The 18,634-nt window shown below is 66.5% G+C and carries 15 protein-coding genes and 1 pseudogene; 11 read left to right on the plus strand and 5 right to left on the minus strand.

What is annotated here, in order from left to right; genetic code table 11:
* Window positions 1–29 precede the first annotated feature (29 nt).
* Entirely contained in the window at window positions 30–713 is a 684-nt protein-coding gene (locus AB0J47_RS10860) for a helix-turn-helix transcriptional regulator (RefSeq protein ID WP_364343419.1), read from the minus strand.
* Between the two features lie 201 nt (window positions 714–914).
* Between AB0J47_RS10860 and AB0J47_RS10865 the strand changes: the two genes are divergently transcribed.
* The 5 genes from AB0J47_RS10865 to AB0J47_RS10885 all read left to right on the plus strand — a co-directional run bounded on the left by AB0J47_RS10865 (window position 915) and on the right by AB0J47_RS10885 (window position 7,305).
* Window positions 915–1,892, plus strand: coding sequence for a zinc-binding dehydrogenase (locus tag AB0J47_RS10865; RefSeq protein WP_364343422.1), 978 nt, complete (start codon window positions 915–917; stop codon window positions 1,890–1,892).
* Between the two features lie 193 nt (window positions 1,893–2,085).
* The gene (locus AB0J47_RS10870) at window positions 2,086–4,290 is read left to right on the plus strand and encodes a pyruvate, phosphate dikinase (protein ID WP_364343425.1); all 2,205 of its coding nucleotides are present in this window, start codon (window positions 2,086–2,088) and stop codon (window positions 4,288–4,290) included.
* A gap of 4 nt (window positions 4,291–4,294) precedes the next feature.
* Entirely contained in the window at window positions 4,295–5,059 is a 765-nt protein-coding gene (locus tag AB0J47_RS10875) for a tyrosine-protein phosphatase (protein WP_364343428.1), read from the plus strand.
* 60 nt (window positions 5,060–5,119) lie between these two features.
* Entirely contained in the window at window positions 5,120–5,923 is an 804-nt protein-coding gene (locus tag AB0J47_RS10880; protein WP_364343431.1) for a hypothetical protein, read from the plus strand.
* Window positions 5,924–6,423: 500 nt separating this feature from the next.
* The gene (locus tag AB0J47_RS10885) at window positions 6,424–7,305 is read left to right on the plus strand and encodes a glycosyl hydrolase family 32 (protein ID WP_364343434.1); all 882 of its coding nucleotides are present in this window, start codon (window positions 6,424–6,426) and stop codon (window positions 7,303–7,305) included.
* Here the strand turns inward: AB0J47_RS10885 and AB0J47_RS10890 are convergent.
* Entirely contained in the window at window positions 7,283–7,873 is a 591-nt protein-coding gene (locus AB0J47_RS10890; RefSeq protein WP_364343437.1) for a TetR family transcriptional regulator, read from the minus strand. The genes AB0J47_RS10885 and AB0J47_RS10890 overlap by 23 nt on opposite strands.
* Window positions 7,874–7,980: 107 nt before the next feature.
* Between AB0J47_RS10890 and AB0J47_RS10895 the strand changes: the two genes are divergently transcribed.
* The 4 genes and pseudogenes from AB0J47_RS10895 to AB0J47_RS10910 all read left to right on the plus strand — a co-directional run bounded on the left by AB0J47_RS10895 (window position 7,981) and on the right by AB0J47_RS10910 (window position 11,896).
* Window positions 7,981–8,823, plus strand: coding sequence for an SDR family NAD(P)-dependent oxidoreductase (locus AB0J47_RS10895; RefSeq protein WP_364343440.1), 843 nt, complete (start codon window positions 7,981–7,983; stop codon window positions 8,821–8,823).
* A gap of 93 nt (window positions 8,824–8,916) precedes the next feature.
* Entirely contained in the window at window positions 8,917–10,329 is a 1,413-nt protein-coding gene (locus AB0J47_RS10900) for an L-fucose/L-arabinose isomerase family protein (RefSeq protein WP_364343443.1), read from the plus strand.
* 206 nt (window positions 10,330–10,535) lie between these two features.
* Window positions 10,536–10,778: pseudogene (locus AB0J47_RS10905) on the plus strand (FGGY-family carbohydrate kinase); the annotation flags it as partial.
* An 86-nt stretch (window positions 10,779–10,864) separates the two neighbouring features.
* Window positions 10,865–11,896 (plus strand): glycoside hydrolase family 172 protein, encoded by a 1,032-nt coding sequence (locus AB0J47_RS10910; RefSeq protein ID WP_364343446.1) that lies wholly within the window; start codon window positions 10,865–10,867, stop codon window positions 11,894–11,896.
* Here the strand turns inward: AB0J47_RS10910 and AB0J47_RS10915 are convergent.
* Window positions 11,882–12,394 carry a hypothetical protein gene (locus AB0J47_RS10915; RefSeq protein WP_364343449.1) on the minus strand — a complete coding sequence of 171 codons (513 nt, stop codon included), beginning with the start codon at window positions 12,392–12,394 and terminating at the stop codon, window positions 11,882–11,884. The two genes, AB0J47_RS10910 and AB0J47_RS10915, sit on opposite strands and share 15 nt — an antisense overlap.
* Window positions 12,395–12,461: 67 nt before the next feature.
* On the opposite strand from AB0J47_RS10915, the gene AB0J47_RS10920 reads away from it, so the two are divergent.
* Window positions 12,462–13,460, plus strand: a complete 999-nt coding sequence (locus tag AB0J47_RS10920; RefSeq protein ID WP_364343452.1) for a zinc-dependent alcohol dehydrogenase family protein — start codon at window positions 12,462–12,464, stop codon at window positions 13,458–13,460.
* A complete protein-coding gene (xylB, locus tag AB0J47_RS10925; protein ID WP_364343455.1) occupies window positions 13,460–14,872 on the plus strand; it encodes a xylulokinase in 1,413 nt (470 codons plus the stop codon). The genes AB0J47_RS10920 and xylB overlap by 1 nt, the downstream gene beginning before the upstream one ends.
* 195 nt (window positions 14,873–15,067) lie before the next feature.
* Here the strand turns inward: xylB and AB0J47_RS10930 are convergent, their stop codons facing one another.
* Together AB0J47_RS10930 and AB0J47_RS10935 are read right to left on the minus strand one after the other, a co-directional pair.
* A complete protein-coding gene (locus tag AB0J47_RS10930; protein WP_364343458.1) occupies window positions 15,068–16,006 on the minus strand; it encodes a tyrosine-protein phosphatase in 939 nt (312 codons plus the stop codon).
* Window positions 16,007–16,065: 59 nt separating this feature from the next.
* Window positions 16,066–18,480, minus strand: a complete 2,415-nt coding sequence (locus AB0J47_RS10935) for a PEP-utilizing enzyme (RefSeq protein ID WP_364343461.1) — start codon at window positions 18,478–18,480, stop codon at window positions 16,066–16,068.
* Between the last annotated feature and the right edge of the window lie 154 nt (window positions 18,481–18,634).

The following is an 18,634-nucleotide window of genomic DNA, read 5'->3' on the forward strand; positions in this document are numbered from 1 at the left end:
GCTGCGCCCCAAAGGACGTGCCGCTCAGATCAAGGGGCAGTGCGACTGGTTCGGTAGCGGCCCGGGGTGGTGCCGATGATGTTGGTGAAGGCGGCGATGAAGCTGCTGGGGTTCGCCCATCCGCAGGCGTACGCGACGTGGGTCGTATCGTGACCGTCGGCAAGCAGGACAAGTGCGTGATAGATGCGTAGTTGTGTGCGCCATTGATAGAAGGTCATGCCGAGTTCGTTGTGGAACAGTCGGCTGAGAGTGCGTGCGCTGGCTCCGATCTGCTGTCCGAGTTCGGCGAGTGAGCTGTTGTCCGCGGGCCGCTGGTACAGCATTTGCGCAATGGCGCGCAACCGATCGTCGCGTGGTTCGGGCAGTTGCAGTGGCTGCTCGTGTGCTTCGCGGAGTTCGTCGACGAGTACTCGGCGAAGCCGAGCAAGTGCGGCGCGATCGAATTCGCGTGGGCCCGTGAGGGTCAGCAGGATTTCGCGGGCGAGATCGGAGACCATGAAAACGGCAGGTTGCTCTGGCGCGAGCCGGGCCAGGGACGCCGGGAGGAACAGGATCCGCATATCGGTATCGCTGTGCGCGCGGTGGTAGTGCGTGAACCCGGCGGGGGTCCATGCGATTCGATTGGCCGGAACGATCGATGTGCCACGTTCGGTGTGCACTGACAGAACGCCGCGCGCGGCGTACACCAGGTGTCCACGTGGATGGGAATGCACCGTGCTCGTTCCCCCCGACGACCAGAGATGAACTCCTCCAGAGGGCCACAGACGCGACGTCCGACCGGGCGAGGGAATTTGGCGGCCTACGGGCATATGTTGGCATTCTACCGGTAGCCAGCCATACGGCCTACTGGCCAGAGTGAAGGCATGCGCGATGATCTTCACTCAGCCAGCACCACGAACTCACGCCGTCGGAAAATGCGAGCGGCGGTCTGTGTCCGAGCCGGTGGCCCGGAAGTACTGGAGATTCGTGAGCTACCGGTGCCAGCGGTTCGGGATGGCTGGAGCCTGGTGCAGGTCAAGGGCGCGGGCTTGAACCGATCGGAGCTGCGGACCCGTCAAGGGCATTCCCCGAACGTGCGGTTCCCGCGTGTGCTCGGGATCGAATGTGTGGGAATCGTGGCAGCCTCGACCGATCCCCTACTGCCGGAGGGGACGCAGGTTGCCGCGGTGATGGGTGAGATGGGCCGGGAGTTCGACGGCGGCTACGCGGAGTACGCGTTGTTGCCGAACTCGCTGCTCATGCCGGTCACGAGCACGTTGCCGTGGGATGTGTTGGCCGCGCTACCCGAAACCTACTTGACCGCACAGGGCTCGCTGGACGCGTTGGGCATAGTGCCGGGTAGCACGGGACAGCTGCTGATCCGCGGCGGGACCTCGTCGGTAGGGATGGCCGCCGCGTCGATCGCATCCGGCTACGGCGTCGAGACCGCGGCCACGACTCGGCGACAAGGCAAGAGCGACGCATTGACCACGGCCGGCGTCGACCACGTACTCCTCGACACCGGTGAATCGCTGAGGGCGAGCGTGCACGCGGTTTGGCCCGAGGGCCCGGACTATGTCCTGGATCTTGTCGGGACAAGCACGGCGGTGGACTCGTTGCGCCTGGTCCGTCGCGGCGGGACAGTGTGTGTATCAGGCTCTCTCAGCGGCTGGCTGATCCAGAACTTCGAACCGATAGCGATGATCCCCTCTGGCACCAAGCTCACGGCTTTCCACAGCGACAACTTCAAGGGGCGCGCGGGCACGACCGTGTTGCGACGCGTCATCGGCCAGGTCGAGGCGGGCGTCTATCGGCCAAACATCGACCGCGTCTTCGGCCTGGACGACATCGTCGCGGCACACCACCACATGCAAAACAACCAAGCCACCGGAAAAGTTGTCGTCGTGCCCTAGCTACATCCTGCTGACCGAGACGGCCAGTACACCGAGCCGGGGCTGGGCGGCAGGCTGAAATCGAGCTTCCCGCGGTGTGCGCACTGCGGGGTTGCGCCATTTGCCAGGGCGTTCGGGCTGTGCCAGCGGCCCGGTGATCTGCCCTTGTCATGCGCTTGGTTGCGCGGTGGCTGTCGATGACCGAAGGAGTGTTATGACGATCGGAGTGGAGCCGGTGCGGCGACCGGAGGGCGCCTTCGGCAGGGCCGGCGCCGATGGTTCGGTCGTGGTGGCACTCGATGGGGCGTGCGGACTTTCGCGGGAGCGGATCGGGGGCAAAGCGTGGAGCGTTGATCACATGCGAGGGTTGGGGTTGCCGGTCCCGCCCGCATTCGTGCTGACAACCGAGGCCTGGGCGGAATTCGGGGCCAACGGTGGGATGCTCGGCGCGCAGCTCTGGGCCGGAGTGCGAGACGGTATCGCCGCATTGGAGCGCGGAACGGGGCGGCGGTTCGGGGCCGCCGAGCATCCGTTGCTGGTGTCGGTGCGGTCCGGGGCCGCGGTGAGTATGCCGGGGATGATGGATACCGTGCTGAATCTGGGCATGAACGACTCGGTCGAGCGAGCATTGACCGCCGAGACGCGAAATCCGGGATACGCCAGTGATACTCGGCGGCGGTTCGTCACCCAGTATCGGGAGATCGTGCTCGGTGACCCGAATGGCGTGGTGCCGGAGGATCCCTGGGAGCAGTTGCGTGGCGCGGTCACCGCGGTATTCCGTTCGTGGGATTCCGCGCGGGCCAAGACCTATCGGCGTACCCGGGGTGTTTCCGATGCGCTCGGTACGGCGGTCACGGTGCAGGCCATGGTCTTCGGAAACCTCGACGCGCTCTCGGGGACCGGCGTGCTGTTCAGCCGGAATCCGAATACCGGTGCGCGTGCGGTCTTCGGCGAATGGTTGGTCGGCGGACAGGGTGAGGATGTCGTCTCCGGACGCACCACCCCGCGTCCACTCGACGAACTCGCGGTGACGCTGCCGCAGGTGCACCGCCAATTGCTCGCCGCCGCCGAACTGCTCGAGCGCGACGGTCGCGATATCCAGGATATCGAGTTCACCGTCGAATCCGGCCGCCTGTGGCTATTGCAGTCGCGACCGGCGAAACGCTCTGCGCGCGCGGCGGTTCGCGCCGCCGTCGCCATGGCCGATGAGGGACTCATCGATGCGGATGAGGCACTGCGCCGGGTCGATGCCGACCAGGTGCGCACCGTCCTGCGGCCCGCATCGGGCGATGACACCGGACTGAGCCCGCTGGCCCAGGGTGAATCCGCATGTCCCGGACTCGCCTCCGGCATCGTCGTCACCGATCCCGACGAAGCCGAAACCCGTTCGGCCGCAGGCGAGCACGTGATCCTGGCACGTCCGACCACCAGCCCGGACGATCTGCACGGGATGATCGCGGCGCAGGCCATCGTCACCGAACTCGGCGGTGCCACCTCGCATGCCGCGCTGGTCAGCCGGGAGCTGGGCCGTCCGTGCGTAGTCGGCTGCGGGGCTGGGGTTGTCGAGGCACTGGTCGGTCGCATCGTCACCGTCGATGGTGGGGCGGGCACCGTGTGGCCGGGCCAAGTGGGCGGCAAGGCAGTGGAAGCCTCGGTAATCGAGGATATCGAGCGACTCGCACAATGGGCACAGGTCGATTCGGCCCAGCTGCCCGTGTTCCTGTCGAAACGGAACGACGATCGTTCAGCGGCAACGGATTCCGATTCGGCTCGTTTGCCGATGACCCAAGATACCAACGGCAACAAGGTCTCCGAACTCGCTGTCCTGCGCCTGATCGGCATCAAGGGGCGAGTTGAGCCGGACACCATCGCCGCAAGCCTCACAATCTCCGAGACCGAAGCCGGCTCGCGCACTGCCGATTTCGTGACACGCGGGCTGTGCGCCCGCACACCTGTCGGCGTTCGCCTGACCCCGCAGGGCCGCGAACAACTCGCCCAACTCCTCGAACACGAGCGCGCCGATCTCGACCGTAGCGACCTCGCCGCGGCCTACGATGAATTCTGCGAGTTCAATGCCGAGCTGAAGGCAATCATCACGGCCTGGCAAATGAAGGACGCGAGCACGGTGAACGATCATTCCGACAACACCTATGACGCAGCTGTTTTGGCGCGCTTGACCGCACTGCACCACGGCGTCACACCCCTTGTCGAACGCATCAGCGCCATCGCGCCGCGCCTGGCTCCCTACACCGACCGCCTGGCCCGCGCCGTCGAGCGGATGAACGGCGGCGACCACAGCTGGGTGGCTCGGCCGATCATCGACAGCTATCACACCGTGTGGTTCGAATTGCACGAGGACCTCATCGGTCTGTGCGGCCTGAGCCGCACCGACGAGGCCGCCGCGGGCAGGGCCCACTAGCGCGATGTTCACCGATAGCGCCCAGCGGCGATGGGTCGAGTTCGCCGAGATCGACAATGTCCGCGACCTCGGCGGACTTCCCGTGATCGGCGGCGGCACAACCCGATTCGGCGTCGTCTACCGCTCCAGCACCCCCCAGCATCTCACCGAGGACGATCTGGCCATGCTGACCGGCCCGGTCGGCGTGCGCACGCTGATCGACCTGCGCAACCCCGATGAGGTACTACGCGAGGGTTATGGCCTACTGACCGGCAGCGCGACGGTGCGCATGGTCAATCTCCCGGTGCGCAAGTCGACCGACGTCGTCGCGACCCCCGCCGATCTGGTTCCCGACGGCAGACAGTACGACCTTGTCGCGTTATATCGCGAACTCCTCACCGGCAGTAGCGAAGCCATTGTGACGGCGGCCCGCCTGATCGGCGATGCCTCGCGGCACTCGGTCGTCTTCCATTGCGCCGCTGGCAAAGACCGCACCGGCATCCTCGCGGCCATGGTGCTGGACGCGGTGGGTGTCCCCGCGGAGGCCATCGCCGCCGATTACGCGCTCACCGGCGAACGCTTGGAACGCATCCGCGAACGCCTGGACGCGCTGCCGTCGTATCACGGGCTGCCACCGGTCCGCACCGGCATCCTCGCGGTCGATCCGGATGTGATCATCCGGTTCCTCGACGAATTGCACACTACCCATGACGGAGCGGCAGAATGGCTGCGCACCAACGGACTATCCCGTGCGGAACTCGCGCAGCTGCGCGCGATGCTCGTCGACTAGTCCCCGCGGTGGCGACTGTTCACCCGGAATTACCGCCGAAAGTCCAGTAGGGTCACCAGCGTGCACGACGATGTCGACTACACGAAGCTGGCCACCCCCGCCGAGAAGAAGAAATACGCCAAGCAGAACAGCTTGATGTACGGCGGGCTGATCGCCATCGGCGTCGTCATCCTCCAGGGCTTCCTCACGGCCTCGCCGCTGGGCACATCCGGTCGGATCTCCATGATCGCCTTCGCGATCTCGCTGCCACTGCTCGCGGTGCTGCTGATGCTCGACGAATGGCAGTCGGGCGAACAAGCGCCCAGCCCGAGCATGACCGACGAGGCAGCCAAAGCCATCGCCCTGCTCAGCTCCCTCGTCGGCGTCGTCGCGGCCTTCTGGCATATCGACTGGAGCGCGGGCGTCGCGGTGATCGCGGCCGGAGTGGTCGCGCTCGGGGTCTACGGAACGCATTTCAGCAGTACGAGTTTCAGCCAGGCAGTGCTGCGCCGTAACCAGCAGCGGGCTGCCGCGGCCCAGGCGACAACACCCGCGACGGAAACGTCGCAGCCGACCGCACCCCAATCACCGGCGTCTCAGCCGCCAACGCCCCAACCATTGGCTCCGCAGCCGTCGGCTCCCCAGTCCCCAGCAGCTCAGACCACTACTCCTGGCCCGACTGCGGACCAGCTCGAGTCGCCCCGGACCGCAACACCCGAGCCGACGGCACCTGGACCAGCGAACCCCCACACAGCAGTTACCGAGCCAACAGCACCTGAGCCGACAGCCCCGGACGCGACGACAACCCCGTCCACAACGCACGAGGCGACAACGTCCGAGTCGACCACTCCCGAACCAACAACGGCCGAGCTAAAAAAGCCCTGACCAGCGCCGACTCAGTCGGCAGCACCGTACGAACGGCGCCCGACCCAACAACACCGGACGCGACGACAACCCGTCCACAACGCCCGAGGCGACGACACCCACGCCCACAACACACGAGTCGACGGCTCCCCAGCCAACGACGGCCGAGCCCACATCACCCGAGTCGCCGACCCGGACCAGAGCTGCCAAGCCGACAACGACACCCACGTCCAGGGCGGCCGAGCCGCCAGCGCTTCAGACCACAGCGCACGAGCAGACAACGACATCCGAGTCCGCAGCGCCTGCGGGCCACGACGCCCCAGACCACCGCTGCCGAACCGATTACCGCCGCGGCCACAAAACCCGCGTCCACGGCTCCCGAGCCAACTCGGAGCACCGACGACACCATCATCCGAATCCCCCGTAAAACACCCGGAAGCAGCCGCCAATCCCCTGACCCGCGACATCTCAATGTCTCAGACCTGACCTCAACGAGGTCAGCGCACGTCATGATGAGCCTTATGACGACGCGCGAGGTAGTGAGAGCAGGCGCGTTCACGAGGATCTACGACCCCGGCGACGAGGAAACACACCCCTGGTACATCAACGACCACACCGTCGTCCGCGATGAAGTCGGCCGCTGGCATCTGTTCGGCATCACCCATCCCGAACCGGCAGACCCGTTCCACGAAACGGAATTCGCGCACGCCACCGCACACCAACTCCAGGGACCGTGGACCAAGCGAGCTCCAGCCCTGACCGTCGATCCGGATTACGGCGAAACCCATCTCTGGGCACCGCATGTCATCGGCGTCGATGGTCGCTACTACATGTTCTACGCGGGCGGCGGCCCCGACCGCACCGCCGCCACCATCAACCTCGCCACCTCGACCGACCTGTTCGGCTGGACCCGCAGCCGAGCCGGACCGTTGTTCGGTGACGGCTACGACGCCAGGGATCCGATGGTCGTGCGCATCGGCGAGAAATGGGTCATGTACTACTGCGCTACCAGTACGCCGAGCGGTGGACACCACGTCGTCGCCTATCGCACCAGCGGCGATCTCCTGCACTGGGGCGACCGCCATATCGCATACACCGACCCCACCGTCGGCACCGAAGCGGGCAATACCGAATCACCGTTCGTGGCGCGCCACGGCGGCTGGTGGTACCTGTTCATCGGTCCGCGCCCGCGCTACGTCGGCACCGATGTATTCCGCAGCGACAACCCCTTCCGGTTCCGCATCGGCGACAAGGTCGGCCATATCGCTGCCCACGCCGCCGAACTCGTGCGGGACGACGACCGCTGGTGGATCACCAGCGCGGGCTGGGCCCAGGGCGGCGTCCACCTCGCACCACTCACCTTCCCCACCCCGCGTTCCGTCACCGCGGACGTTCCCCGCTGAGCGCTCGCACCATACCGGCCACCAGCACCCTGGTCTGCTCGAATGACGCTTCGGATACCGCCGGCGCGTTGACCACCGTGCGCATGACCCCCAGCCCGAGCAGCAGCGCACCGATCAGTTCCGCACGCAAGTCACCGTCCGCACCGCCCAGGCGCGTGGCCATCTCGCGCAGATAACCATCGCAGAGTTGCGCGCGCAACTGGTCGCGCACGACGTCATGACCGGCCGATCGCAGCCCCGCGACCAGTGGATGTTCACCGCCGAATTCGGGCCAGTCATCGAACACGACATCACGCAGAAGGGCATCCGCGATCGAGACAACGGGTCGATGCTGGTCGGCCGCAACGCCTTTCGGAATCTCGATATGCATCGCCTCGGCATAGAGCTTTTCTTTGGAACCGAAGTACCGGAACACCAGTGCAGGATCGACGCCCACATCACCGGCGATATCGCGGACTCCGGTGCGGTCGAATCCGGTCGTGGCGAACCGCATTCGGGCGGCATCCAAGAGTGCGGATCGGGTGGCGGCACGGTCGCGCCGACGGCCCGGCGCTGCGGTTTCGGTCATCTAGTCAGCATAAGTCACCAATTGTTGACTTGCGTCTCGCAGTCCTCTTAGCCTCGATGTCATCGGCCGATGACTCAACCGAAAGTGATTCGAGGAGAAGCGATTCGATGCGCACCTACGTGATAACCGGCGGTACCGACGGCATGGGCAAGGGGCTCGGCCTGCACTTCCTCAGCCGCGGCGACCGTGTGCTCGCGGTGGCCAGCGGCGCTGTGAAGGGCGCCCGATTCCTGCGCGAGGCCGCCGCCCTCGGCGCCGCCGACCAGGCCAGCTTCATCCAGGCCGACCTGAGCACGCTCGCGGGCATGCACAAGGTCATCGCGGAAGCCGCCGCGGTCACCGATACCGTCGATGGTGTCGTCTTCGGCGCGCAGAACTTCCGGTCCGAACGTCAGGAGACCGCCGATGGCTTCGAATACACCTTCGCCCTGACCTACCTGAGCCGCTATGTCATCGGACACGGACTCTTCGACGCACTGGAACGCGCCGAAGCCCCGGTCATCATGAATATCGCGGGTCCGGGCGGGCTGCCGGGCACCATCGAATGGGACGATCTGCAGCTACGAACCGGTTTTCGCGGCATGCGCGCGGCCATGCAGTCCTCGCGCTGCATCGACCTGCTCGGGGTGGCATTCGCGCAACGTCATCCGGGAGCCCGCACGCGATATGTCCTGTACAACCCGCTCATGGTGCGTACCGCCATGGCCGACCCGCTGCCGACGGCGCACCGCATCCTCACCAAGACGTGGCTCCTACTCGCCGGCCAACCGGTGCGCAAGGCCATCGTCCCCATCGCCGAACTGATCGACCATCCACCGACCGAACCGATCACCGCTTTCCGGCGCCGCACGCGACTCACCTTGGCGGGCAAGGACTTCGATCCCGAGCGTGCCCGGCGGCTCGACGCGATCACCGCCGAGTTGGTCGACAGCCGGGTCACCGGCGGATAACGACCTCGAACCCGCTCGCCCGAAGCCGACCACCGGCGGCCCCCTTCGGATAGATAATCCTGGAGGGGGCCTGCGCGTTGGGAGGCGGTCGGGATGGCGCGGATAGGGGTCATGAGCGTGTCCGATGGGCGTGATTATGTGCACGCCGGGATCACGGAGTTCATCGAGTCGGCCGAGGATCGGCTGGTCAGCGCGTTGCGGACGGCCGGCCACGAGGTTATCCGCGGCGCGACGCAGATCAGTACGAATGCGCTGGCTGGATCGGTGGCGCGCGAAGTGGCCGCCGCCGGTGTGGATCTCACGGTGCTGCACTACGCGGTCTGGGCGTTCCCGCACTTCACTATGTTGGCCGCGGGTGCGACGCCCGGTCCGCTGCTGTTGCTGTCCAACATTGATCCGGTGCAACCGGGCATGGTCGGCATGCTGGCCGCGGGTGGTGCGCTGGATCAGATCGGTCGCACGCACACCCGGTTGTGGGGCGATCCGGCCGATACCGAGCTCATCGAGGCGATCGGTACCCGGGCGACTGCGGCCGCCGCGGTATCGAGCTTGCGCGGCAGCACTTTCGGGCGCTTCGGCGGTCGGCCGATGGGGATGAATACGGCCGTCGCCAATACCGATCAGTGGCAGCGCCTGTTCGGCATCGACGTCGAGGAGATCGATCAGTGGGAGATCGTCCGCCGCGCCGAACAGGCCGATGCCGGTGAGGCGAAAGGTGCGCGAGAGTGGTTGGAACGCCATACCGCCGGTGTGCACTACGACGGCGTGAAACTCACTCCGGAATTGCTGGAACGCCAGCTTCGCTCGTATCTGGCCGTGCGTGAGTTGATCGAGGAATGGCGGCTGGACTTCTCGGGTATCAAGGGCCAGCCCGAGCTCACCCAGTACTTCGCCACCATGGATATCACCGAGGCGTTCCTCAATGATCCCTACGATTGGAACGGCCCCAAACAACCCCATGTGTGTGCGACCGAAGCGGATATGGACGGCGCACTCACCATGCGGCTGCTGCAGCAGATCGCCGACACTCCGGTGCTTTTCGCCGACGTCCGGCATTATCACGCGGACCGCGATATCTGGGATCTGTGCAATTCGGGCCAGCACGCCACCTGGTTCGCCGCACGCAGCGACGAGCCGACGGAGAATCTCGCCAACGTACATCTCTACCCCGAGGTGTTCTTCTTCCCGGCGGGCGGCGCGTCGGTGCACCATCTGGCCGCGCCCGGCCGCATGACGCTGGCGCGGCTCACCCGCAAGGACGGTAACTACCGAATGCAATTGATGCTGGGCGATTTCGAGACCTATGACCAGGCGACCAATGAATCGCTGATGAAACAGTCCACCTGGGAATGGCCGCATGCCTTCGCCCGGTTGGACGCACATGCCGACGATTTCCTGTCCCGCTTCGGCGCCAACCATATTCACGCCGTCCCCGGCGACCATCGAGCCACCGTCCGGGCCGCCTGTGAACTGCTCGATATCACCCTCGACGAGTTCACCCGATGACGAGCGCATTTCTCGGCGTCGATATCGGGACCTCCAGCTCCAAGGGCGTCCCGGTCCGGTCGCAAGGCACCGTTATCGCCAGATCCGAACGAACGCAAGGTGTTTCGACACCGCGATTGGGCGCACGACTGGGCCGCAGTTGTTGCTCCCGGTCTGAAGCTGCCCGAGTCGGCCTGGCCCACCGAAGTTGGCGGCAAGGTGAGTGCGACCTGATGGCCGAGGCTGCCGACGTCCCGGCGGGCAGTCGCGGCCTGCTCGCGCTGCCGTACTTCGCAGGCGAACGCACGCCGCTGTTCGACCTGGATGCCAGGGGCGTTATCGCGGGCCGCACCCTCGGCCACGGACGTGCGGAGCTGTACCGCGCGGTGCCGGAAGGCATCGCCTATGGGGTGCGGCACAACCTCGAAGCCATGGCAGGCGGTCAGACCCGGCGACTGGTCGCGGTCGGCGAACCCGAACAGCCGCCGACCACCACCTCCTACCAGAAACGCGCGGGCCACGCCGCCGTCACCGACCGATACGGCTGGCCCGGGCTGTGAACGTCGCGGGTTCGGCATCGGAACTCTGGCGGCTCGATGCCGCACGCACCCGCTCGATCAGCGCGGAGAATCCGACCGGCTCCCCCGGTGCCGGAGCTCGCGCCATCGAGGGCACCGGCGCGCATGCGGCGCGGCTGCTCGGACCCGGTTGGAAAATCTCCCCGTCCATTCACCTCGGTGCGGGCGAAACCGTGACGCTGGCAGATATTTCCGGCTCCGGTGTGCTGCGCCACTGCTGGCTCACTACCGACCGGACGGTGCTGCGGCAGCTCACGCTTCGCATGTACTGGGACGACGAACCCGAGCCGTCGATCGACCTGCCACTAGGCGATTTCTTCTGCAACGGCTGGGACGAACTGGCACTTGTACACTCCGAGATGGTCGTCGTCGCTCCCGCCGGTGGACTGAACAGCTTCTGGCCCATGCCTTTTCGCGCGCACGCCAGGATCACACTGCACAATGCCAGCGACCGTGCGGTGCCGGTCTACTACCAATTCACCTATACCGAGGAGGTCGTCCCCGACGCGGCCGGATATCTGCACGCACTGCGCCGCCACAGCACGCCCCTCAACGAGCCCGCTGTGCACACAATCCTCGACGCGGTACCGGGGCCCGGCCGATATGTCGGCACCTACCTGGCGATTCGGCCCGGCGCACCAGGCTGGTGGGGCGAGGGCGAGCTGAAGTTCTACCTCGATGGCGACACCACACATCCAACACTGTGTGGCACCGGCACCGAGGACTACTTCGGTGGCGCATGGAATTTCGATCTCGACGGTGCTTACCGGACATATTCGACGCCTTACCTCGGCCTGCACCAGGTACTGCCGCCCGATGAGATCTACCAGCCGCACCAGCGATTCGGGATGTACCGCTGGCATATTCGCGATCCGATCTGTTTCCAGCAGGAGTTGCGCGTAACGATCCAGGCGCTCGGCTGGCACGACGACGGCACCTATCTCCCGCTGACCGAAGCGGATATCGCGACAACGGCGCTGTGGTATCAGAGCCGCCTAATCGCGGCCTAGCTCGTCATCCGGAAGTTCCATGGCGAGTAGCTCGTCGGCGCGGTTCAGCGCGTCATCCATCGCCGACTCGATGCCGTCCATAACCGAAAGTCCGTCCAGCAGACCGGACAACTCGCGCCGGGCGGCTTCCAATTCCGCGACCGCCGGATCGACGCGATACCACCCGACACTCTCACGCCACCAAACATTTTCGTCGATCCACGCCCACATGACATCGCGCACCAGCTTGGCATCGGGAGTGTACATCTGGAAGCACTCGCCCGATCCGGCCGCGCGGTGCTCGAGTTCGTACACGCCGTCGGGAAGCAGGCGAGCCTGGATGTAGGCGTGCTCGCCGCGTTCGACCACAATCGCCGGAAATTCCGGGTCTGGTGGTTCGCGCAGCAGATCGTCCAGCAGCGGATCCGTCAGGGCGGGCAGTGTGGTTCCGTCGCCCGTGCGGACGTGCACGTCGGCATGCCGGTCCGGGTCGTCGTTCACCGCGACAGTCTGCCTCATCCAGAAATCCGCGATGCGGCGGGGCGAAATGCGACGGCGCGGCGGGGTTCGGGTGCAAGGTAGTGCTATGCGCGCGGTCGTGATCGAGACCCCTGGGAAATTCGCCGTACAGAACGAGCCGGATCCGACGCCCGGGCCCGGTGAGGTCGTGGTGCGGGTGGATGCGGTCGGGATATGCGGCACCGATGTGCATATTGCCGATGGCGAATTCCCACCTACGCCGTATCCGATCGCGCCCGGTCACGAGTTCGCCGGTTCGGTGGTGGCGCTGGGCACCGGGGTCGATGGTGTGCGGGTCGGCGATGCCGTCGCGGTAGACCCGTCGTTGTTCTGTGGGGCGTGTCATTACTGCGCGATCGGGCGTGGGAATCTGTGCGAACGGTGGGGCGCGATCGGCGATACCGTCGACGGCGCGATGGCCGAATACGTCGCGGTGCCTGCCGCGAATTGCTATCGGCTGCCCGAGACGCTGTCGACCACACACGGGGCGCTGGTCGAGCCATTGTCGTGTGCGGTACATGCGTTCGATGTATTGCCGCGTGCGCTCGGCGCGCACTATCTGCTGTACGGCGCGGGCACCATGGGTCTGCTGATATTGCAGCTGGCGCGAGTGGCCGGGGCCGCGTCGGTGTCGGTGGTCGATACCAATACCGCACGACTCGGGGTTGCCGTCGAGCTCGGCGCGGATGCCGCCGCGACCACTGCCGACGAATTCGACCGCCCGCAGGGTTGGGAGGTGGTCATCGACTGTACGGGCGCGGTCGCCGCCATCGAGGACGGACTCGGCCGGGTGCGCAAGGGCGGGGTGTTTCAGCAGTTCGGGGTGGCGCCGGGCGCGGCGACCGCGTCGATCTCACCGTTCCGTATCTACAACGACGAGATCACCATCGTGGGTTCGATGGCGGTACTGCACAGCTTCGGCCGGGCGGTCGAGCTCATGGGCAAGGGCGTGATAGATGCGAACACCATGATCACCCACAACTTCGGATTGGACGAATTCGCGGACGCGCTACAGACTTTCCGCGCTGGCACCGGCCGCAAGATCCAGCTCAGGCCGGAAGCCTGATGGCCACCGTCGCAGGAGTGGACAGCTCCACCCAGTCGTGCAAGGTCGTCCTGTGCGATGCGGACACCGGCGAGATTCTGGACGAAAGGCGCGCCCCGCATCCCGAGGGCACCGCGGTGCCCGCCGAATCCTGGTGGCAGGCACTGTGTTCGGCCGGCGACGGGTTGTTGGATCGCGCCGATGCGGTGGCGGTCGCAGGTCAGCAGCACGGGTTGGTAGCACTCGATGTCGATGGTCGGCCGGTCCGGGATGCGTTGCTGTGGAACGATATTCGATCCGCCCACGCGGCCGAGGAGTTGATCGCCGAACTAGGCGGCCCGCAGGTGTGGGCAGATGCCGTCGGCAGTGTGCCGCTGGCCGCATTCACCGTCGCCAAGCTGCGGTGGCTGGCCGATCACGAACCCGAGCATGCCGACCGCACACACCGGGTGCTGCTTCCGCACGACTATCTGACCTGGCGGTTACGCGGTGGGCCATCCGATCCCACCGTCGAACCGACCACTGATCGCGGCGACGCCTCTGGTACTGGCTATTGGTCGCCCGCGACCGGTATGTACCGCAGAGACATACTCACCCGTGCCTTCCGGGGGCGAACACCCGAACTTCCCCGCGTCGTCGGACCCGCCGAAGTGGTCGGACGCACTCCTGCGGGCGCAATCGTCGCGGCTGGTACCGGCGATAACGCCGGTGCCGCACTGGGTTTGGGGATCGCGGACGGTGACGTGGTCCTCTCACTCGGCACCAGCGGCACCGTCTACACCCGCGCCGCCGCACCCAGCGCAGATGCCACCGGAGCCATTGCGGGATTCGCAGACGCGACCGGCGCATTCCTGCCACTGGCCTGCACACTCAACGCCGCCCGCGTACTGGGCGCCACCGCCGAACTGATCGGAGTCGATATCGCCGGCTTGGAAACCATTGCGCGCCAGGCACCGCCGGGATCAGAAGGTGTCGTCATGCTTCCCTACCTCTGCGGTGAACGCACCCCGAACCTGCCGCATGCCACCGGCAGTCTGCATGGTCTGCGACCGGAAACCTTGCGCCCCAGCCATATTGCGCGCGCAGCCGTCGAGGGCATGCTCTGCAACTTGGCCGACGCGCTCGACCATCTGCGCACCGCTGGAATCCCGATGCAGCGTGTCCTGCTGATCGGCGGCGCGGCCCGCTCCGCCTTGGTCGCCGAAGTCGCCGCCCAGATCTTCGGGCTCACGGTCACGGTCCCGGAGCCGAACGAATACGTCGCGCTCGGCGCCGCCCGGCAGGCGGCCTGGGCTCTGAGTGGCACCGCACAGCCACCGAGTTGGCCCGCGCGCACCGTCGCCGAGGTCCGCGCTCCCAGCGACGGTGGGGCGATCGGCAAGCGGATCCGGGCCACGTACGCGAGCACCCGGCAAGCCCTCTACGCTCGATGAATACGTTGCTGCGGGAATGTTGGCGGGTGGGGCGCTGATCGGCCTCGGCCGGCTCTCGGTAGCTGCTCGCGGGCTCGGCCCAGGATCTGCTGCTGGTGTTGTGCGGCCGGACGCTGCCCGCGGGGAGTTTGCGGGGCGAGGCCGCAGAGAGATTCACCGACCCGGTGCCACCGTCACGGTGACACCGGCACAAGCTCAGTGCTTGGTCAGCAACTTCGCCCGCAGCGCGTCGAGTGTCGCGCCGTCGATCCCGAGCCCATCGCTGAGGAAGCGGTCGAACGAGCCGAACGATGCCTGGACCTGGTCGAATGCCGCGTCCAGGAATTCGCGCTGCACACCGAGGATCGGCTCCCACAGCGCACGATCGGTCACCAAACCCTGGGCAACGAGCCCGTCCAGCAGCGCCTTGTTTCCGGCCGCCAAGTTGTCGTTGGAATCCAGGAAGTCGTTGTAGATCTGCCCCTTCGGCACCTCCAGCGCGCTCATCAGCATCGCGGTCATCCAGCCGGTGCGGTCCTTACCCGCCGTGCAGTGGTACAGCACCGCACCCTGCGCGCTCGCGATGGCGGTGAAGGCCTGGGCGAACTGGGCGCGAGCGGTGGGATTCGAAACGAACCAGGCGTAGTAGTCGCGCATGATCTTGGCGGCCTTGCCGTCGCCGAGCGCCTCCTGCTGGGCGGCCGGTCCGGCCTGGATCAGGCGCGCCACCATGAGGTAGAAGTCATTGGCCGGATCGTAGACCGGCTGTTCGATGCGGCGAATCGATGCCGGAAGTCGATCGGGATCGCGTCCGGTTTCGGTGGGGCTGCGGAAGTCGATGACCTGAGTGATATTGAGCGACACCAGCTTCTGCTGTTCGCTCGCGTCGAGTTTGGCCAGCGCGTCGGCCCGGTACACAACACCGGTCGCGACCGACCTGGCGCCCTTGCCCGGATAGCCGCCGATATCGCGGGCATTCGGCGCATGCGTCAGACCCAGCGGCCGATCGGCCTGGCCCGGAGACCGCAGCGCCGGCACGGCCGGACCCGAGAGCGCCGGACCCGCCGACGCCGGTCCGGTCAGCGCCGGGAGAACGCCGACCAGCACTACGGCCGCGGCCGTGATCGTGCCGCGGAAAGCGCGCGAATTCTTCACGAGGGGTGTTCCTTTCATCAAGGGCCGCATATGGTCGGCGACCCAAGTTCGGGCCGCGCTCAGTCGGCCAGCAGCGTGACCGTCCCGGCCGCGCCGTCCACGCGCACGCGCTGGCCGTCGGCGAGACTGGTGGTCGCGGTCTTGGTATCGACGACACAGGGAATGCCGAATTCGCGGGCGACGATCGCGGCATGGGATGCGGAGCCGCCGATATCGGTGATCACAGCGGCGGCGTAGGCGAACATGGCGGTGTGGCCGGTGTCTGTCACCGCGGCGACCAGGATGTCGCCGGGCTCGATATCGTCATCCAGCGACAGCACCAGCTTGACCCGGCCCTCCACAACGCCGGCGCAGACGCCGATGCCGGTCAGGCTCTCGTCGGCGGTGAGGGCCGCCGCATCGGGGACCGGTTCCCATTGTCCGGCAATGACATCGGGCATTCTGATGGTCTGCAACCGAGTGCGTTCCGCGCGCCTGCGGGCCACCTTGGCGGCCACGTCCGCTGGAGGGCAAAAGATTTCGTCCAGCGTCAGATAGCAGGCGTCGTCGATCTCGCGCAATCGACCGGCGCGCACGAGCCGATCGGCCCGCTCGCGCACGGCAAGTCGCAGGCAGTGGGTGATCCGGACGACGCCGTCGCGTGCGCGTTCCCGGGCCACCGTGGCTCCTGCGGCCATTCGCGCGGTACGGCTCGGCGACGGATCCACGGATTCGCGCTTGGGCGCAGGCATTTGCGCGGCGCGGGCGGCGGCGCTCACCAACAGCGCGGGCCGATCACCGAATGTGGGGTTGATCAGCTCGCATTCGCCGGGACCTCGATGCCCGACCTTCGCCAGCTCCTCGTCGAGTGCGGCGGCGAATGCGGGGGATATCGTCCGGGCCGCATCTATGTCACCGGCGCGTGCAAGCTCGGCGAGATCGGCGTCGGCGCGGCAGAATTCGGCCAGGCGTTCCACCGCGAGCATGGGTTTCGCCGATTCCAACCGATTCAGGTCGATCGCAACCTCGCCCGCATCCTTGCCGCGTGCGTGGATGGCGGTGGCGGCACCTGTCATCATCACACCGATCGCCGCGGCCTGCCACGCCTGGTGCAGGCGGTCGCGCCAGAGCAAGGCGCGAACGTGCAGCCGCTCATCGGACAGTTCGCGAATCTCGTTCGCGCTCAACGCTTCCGCATGAGATGCGGCATTGATCAGTTCGGCCGTCTTAGCGAAGCGGCGGGCGGTTGCGATGACGCGGGACGTCGCGCGCGCCGTTGCCAGCGTGCTCGCCAGTCCCGTCGGCATCGGCGGCTTGCCGTGCGGCTGCAAGGCGATTTCGGCCGGAATATTGCCGTAGGCATCGCGGCGGATGCTCTCCTCATCCCAGCCCGGCATATTCTCCGCGGCGAGCACGCCGATCGAGGCATTGATGTAGATGTGGTGGCCGAGCACGGTGGTGACCCGACTCGTCCAGTGCTCCAAGGCGATTCCGTCGAGTGCGATCATCTCGCCCATGGCCTCGTTGCTGAGGCGGATGGCACCGGCCTGCAGATCGATGGTCAGGGGCGTCATCGGGCCGGGAAGCGCTTCGGAAGTGTTGGTGGCGGTGTGGACCGGGTAGCGCTCGTCGACTCGATCATCGAACTCACCCTCGAGACCGTCGGGGGCGATATCGGTGAGCAGATGGTTGTCCGAGGTGGCGGCACGAGAGGGAATCACGTGTGACGGCAGCGGAATTGCGCCCCGGCGGGTGCGGAATCCGCCGCCGTCGGGCTTGCGGCCGATCATGCCACGCACCAGATCGGCAATGACCTCGCTTGCCGTCCAGCCACAGTGGAAGCCCCACTTCTCCTGTGCGACAGTGGGATCCAGGAGCGGTTGGCGACCGGACCACCCGGGCACCCAGGCCGAGTAGCGTACGCCCGCTTCGCGCATCATGCGGCGTACCTCGTCGGTGGTGACCACGCCGGGAGCCGCGAGCTCGACGATCTCGAGCCCATCTTCGCTATGCCCCGACGGTAGTGCGGTGGCGGCCGATACCAGGAAGCGGTCCAGGTCGTCGCTGTGCAGCAGTTGAAATCCGTCGTCGGACTTCGAACCGAGAATCGGCTCCAGTGCCCGGCGGGTTTCGGGTCCGCCCCGGCGACCGGCGGTCGGCGCGGTGCGCACCAGCACGCTGTCCGCACGCGAGGCTCGCAGCACCGCCACGGCCTTGCCGTCCGCATGCGCCGAGCGTGGATCGATCGGAACCACCAGGCGCGCACCGGTTTTGCGCGCTGCGGCGGCGATTTCGGCGAGTCCGCTTGCGGCCAGATGCACGATGCTCGCGCAGCCGTCGACAGCTGCGGTGTGGTCGGTCGTGAACCGCACCCGCGGATCGATATAACGATGCCACCGCTGGTCCAGCCCGGCCACTTCGTGCCCGGCGGCCAACAACATGCGCGCCACCGCGCGACCGCTCGGCTCGGTGATTCCGGTGACCAGGACCCGCATCGATTTCCTCTCCTCACTGGCGCCGGGATATGCAAACGTGACGCCGTTCACACACCATCGCGAGTGCGGGACGCGGCGATCGGCGCCAGTCCCACTGAACGGGAGCAACCGGCCCGACCACCGAGATGATCGATTCCGTCATCCGATGGACCGG

The sequence above is a fragment of the Nocardia sp. NPDC049737 genome (assembly GCF_040674755.1).
Classification (GTDB): domain Bacteria; phylum Actinomycetota; class Actinomycetes; order Mycobacteriales; family Mycobacteriaceae; genus Nocardia.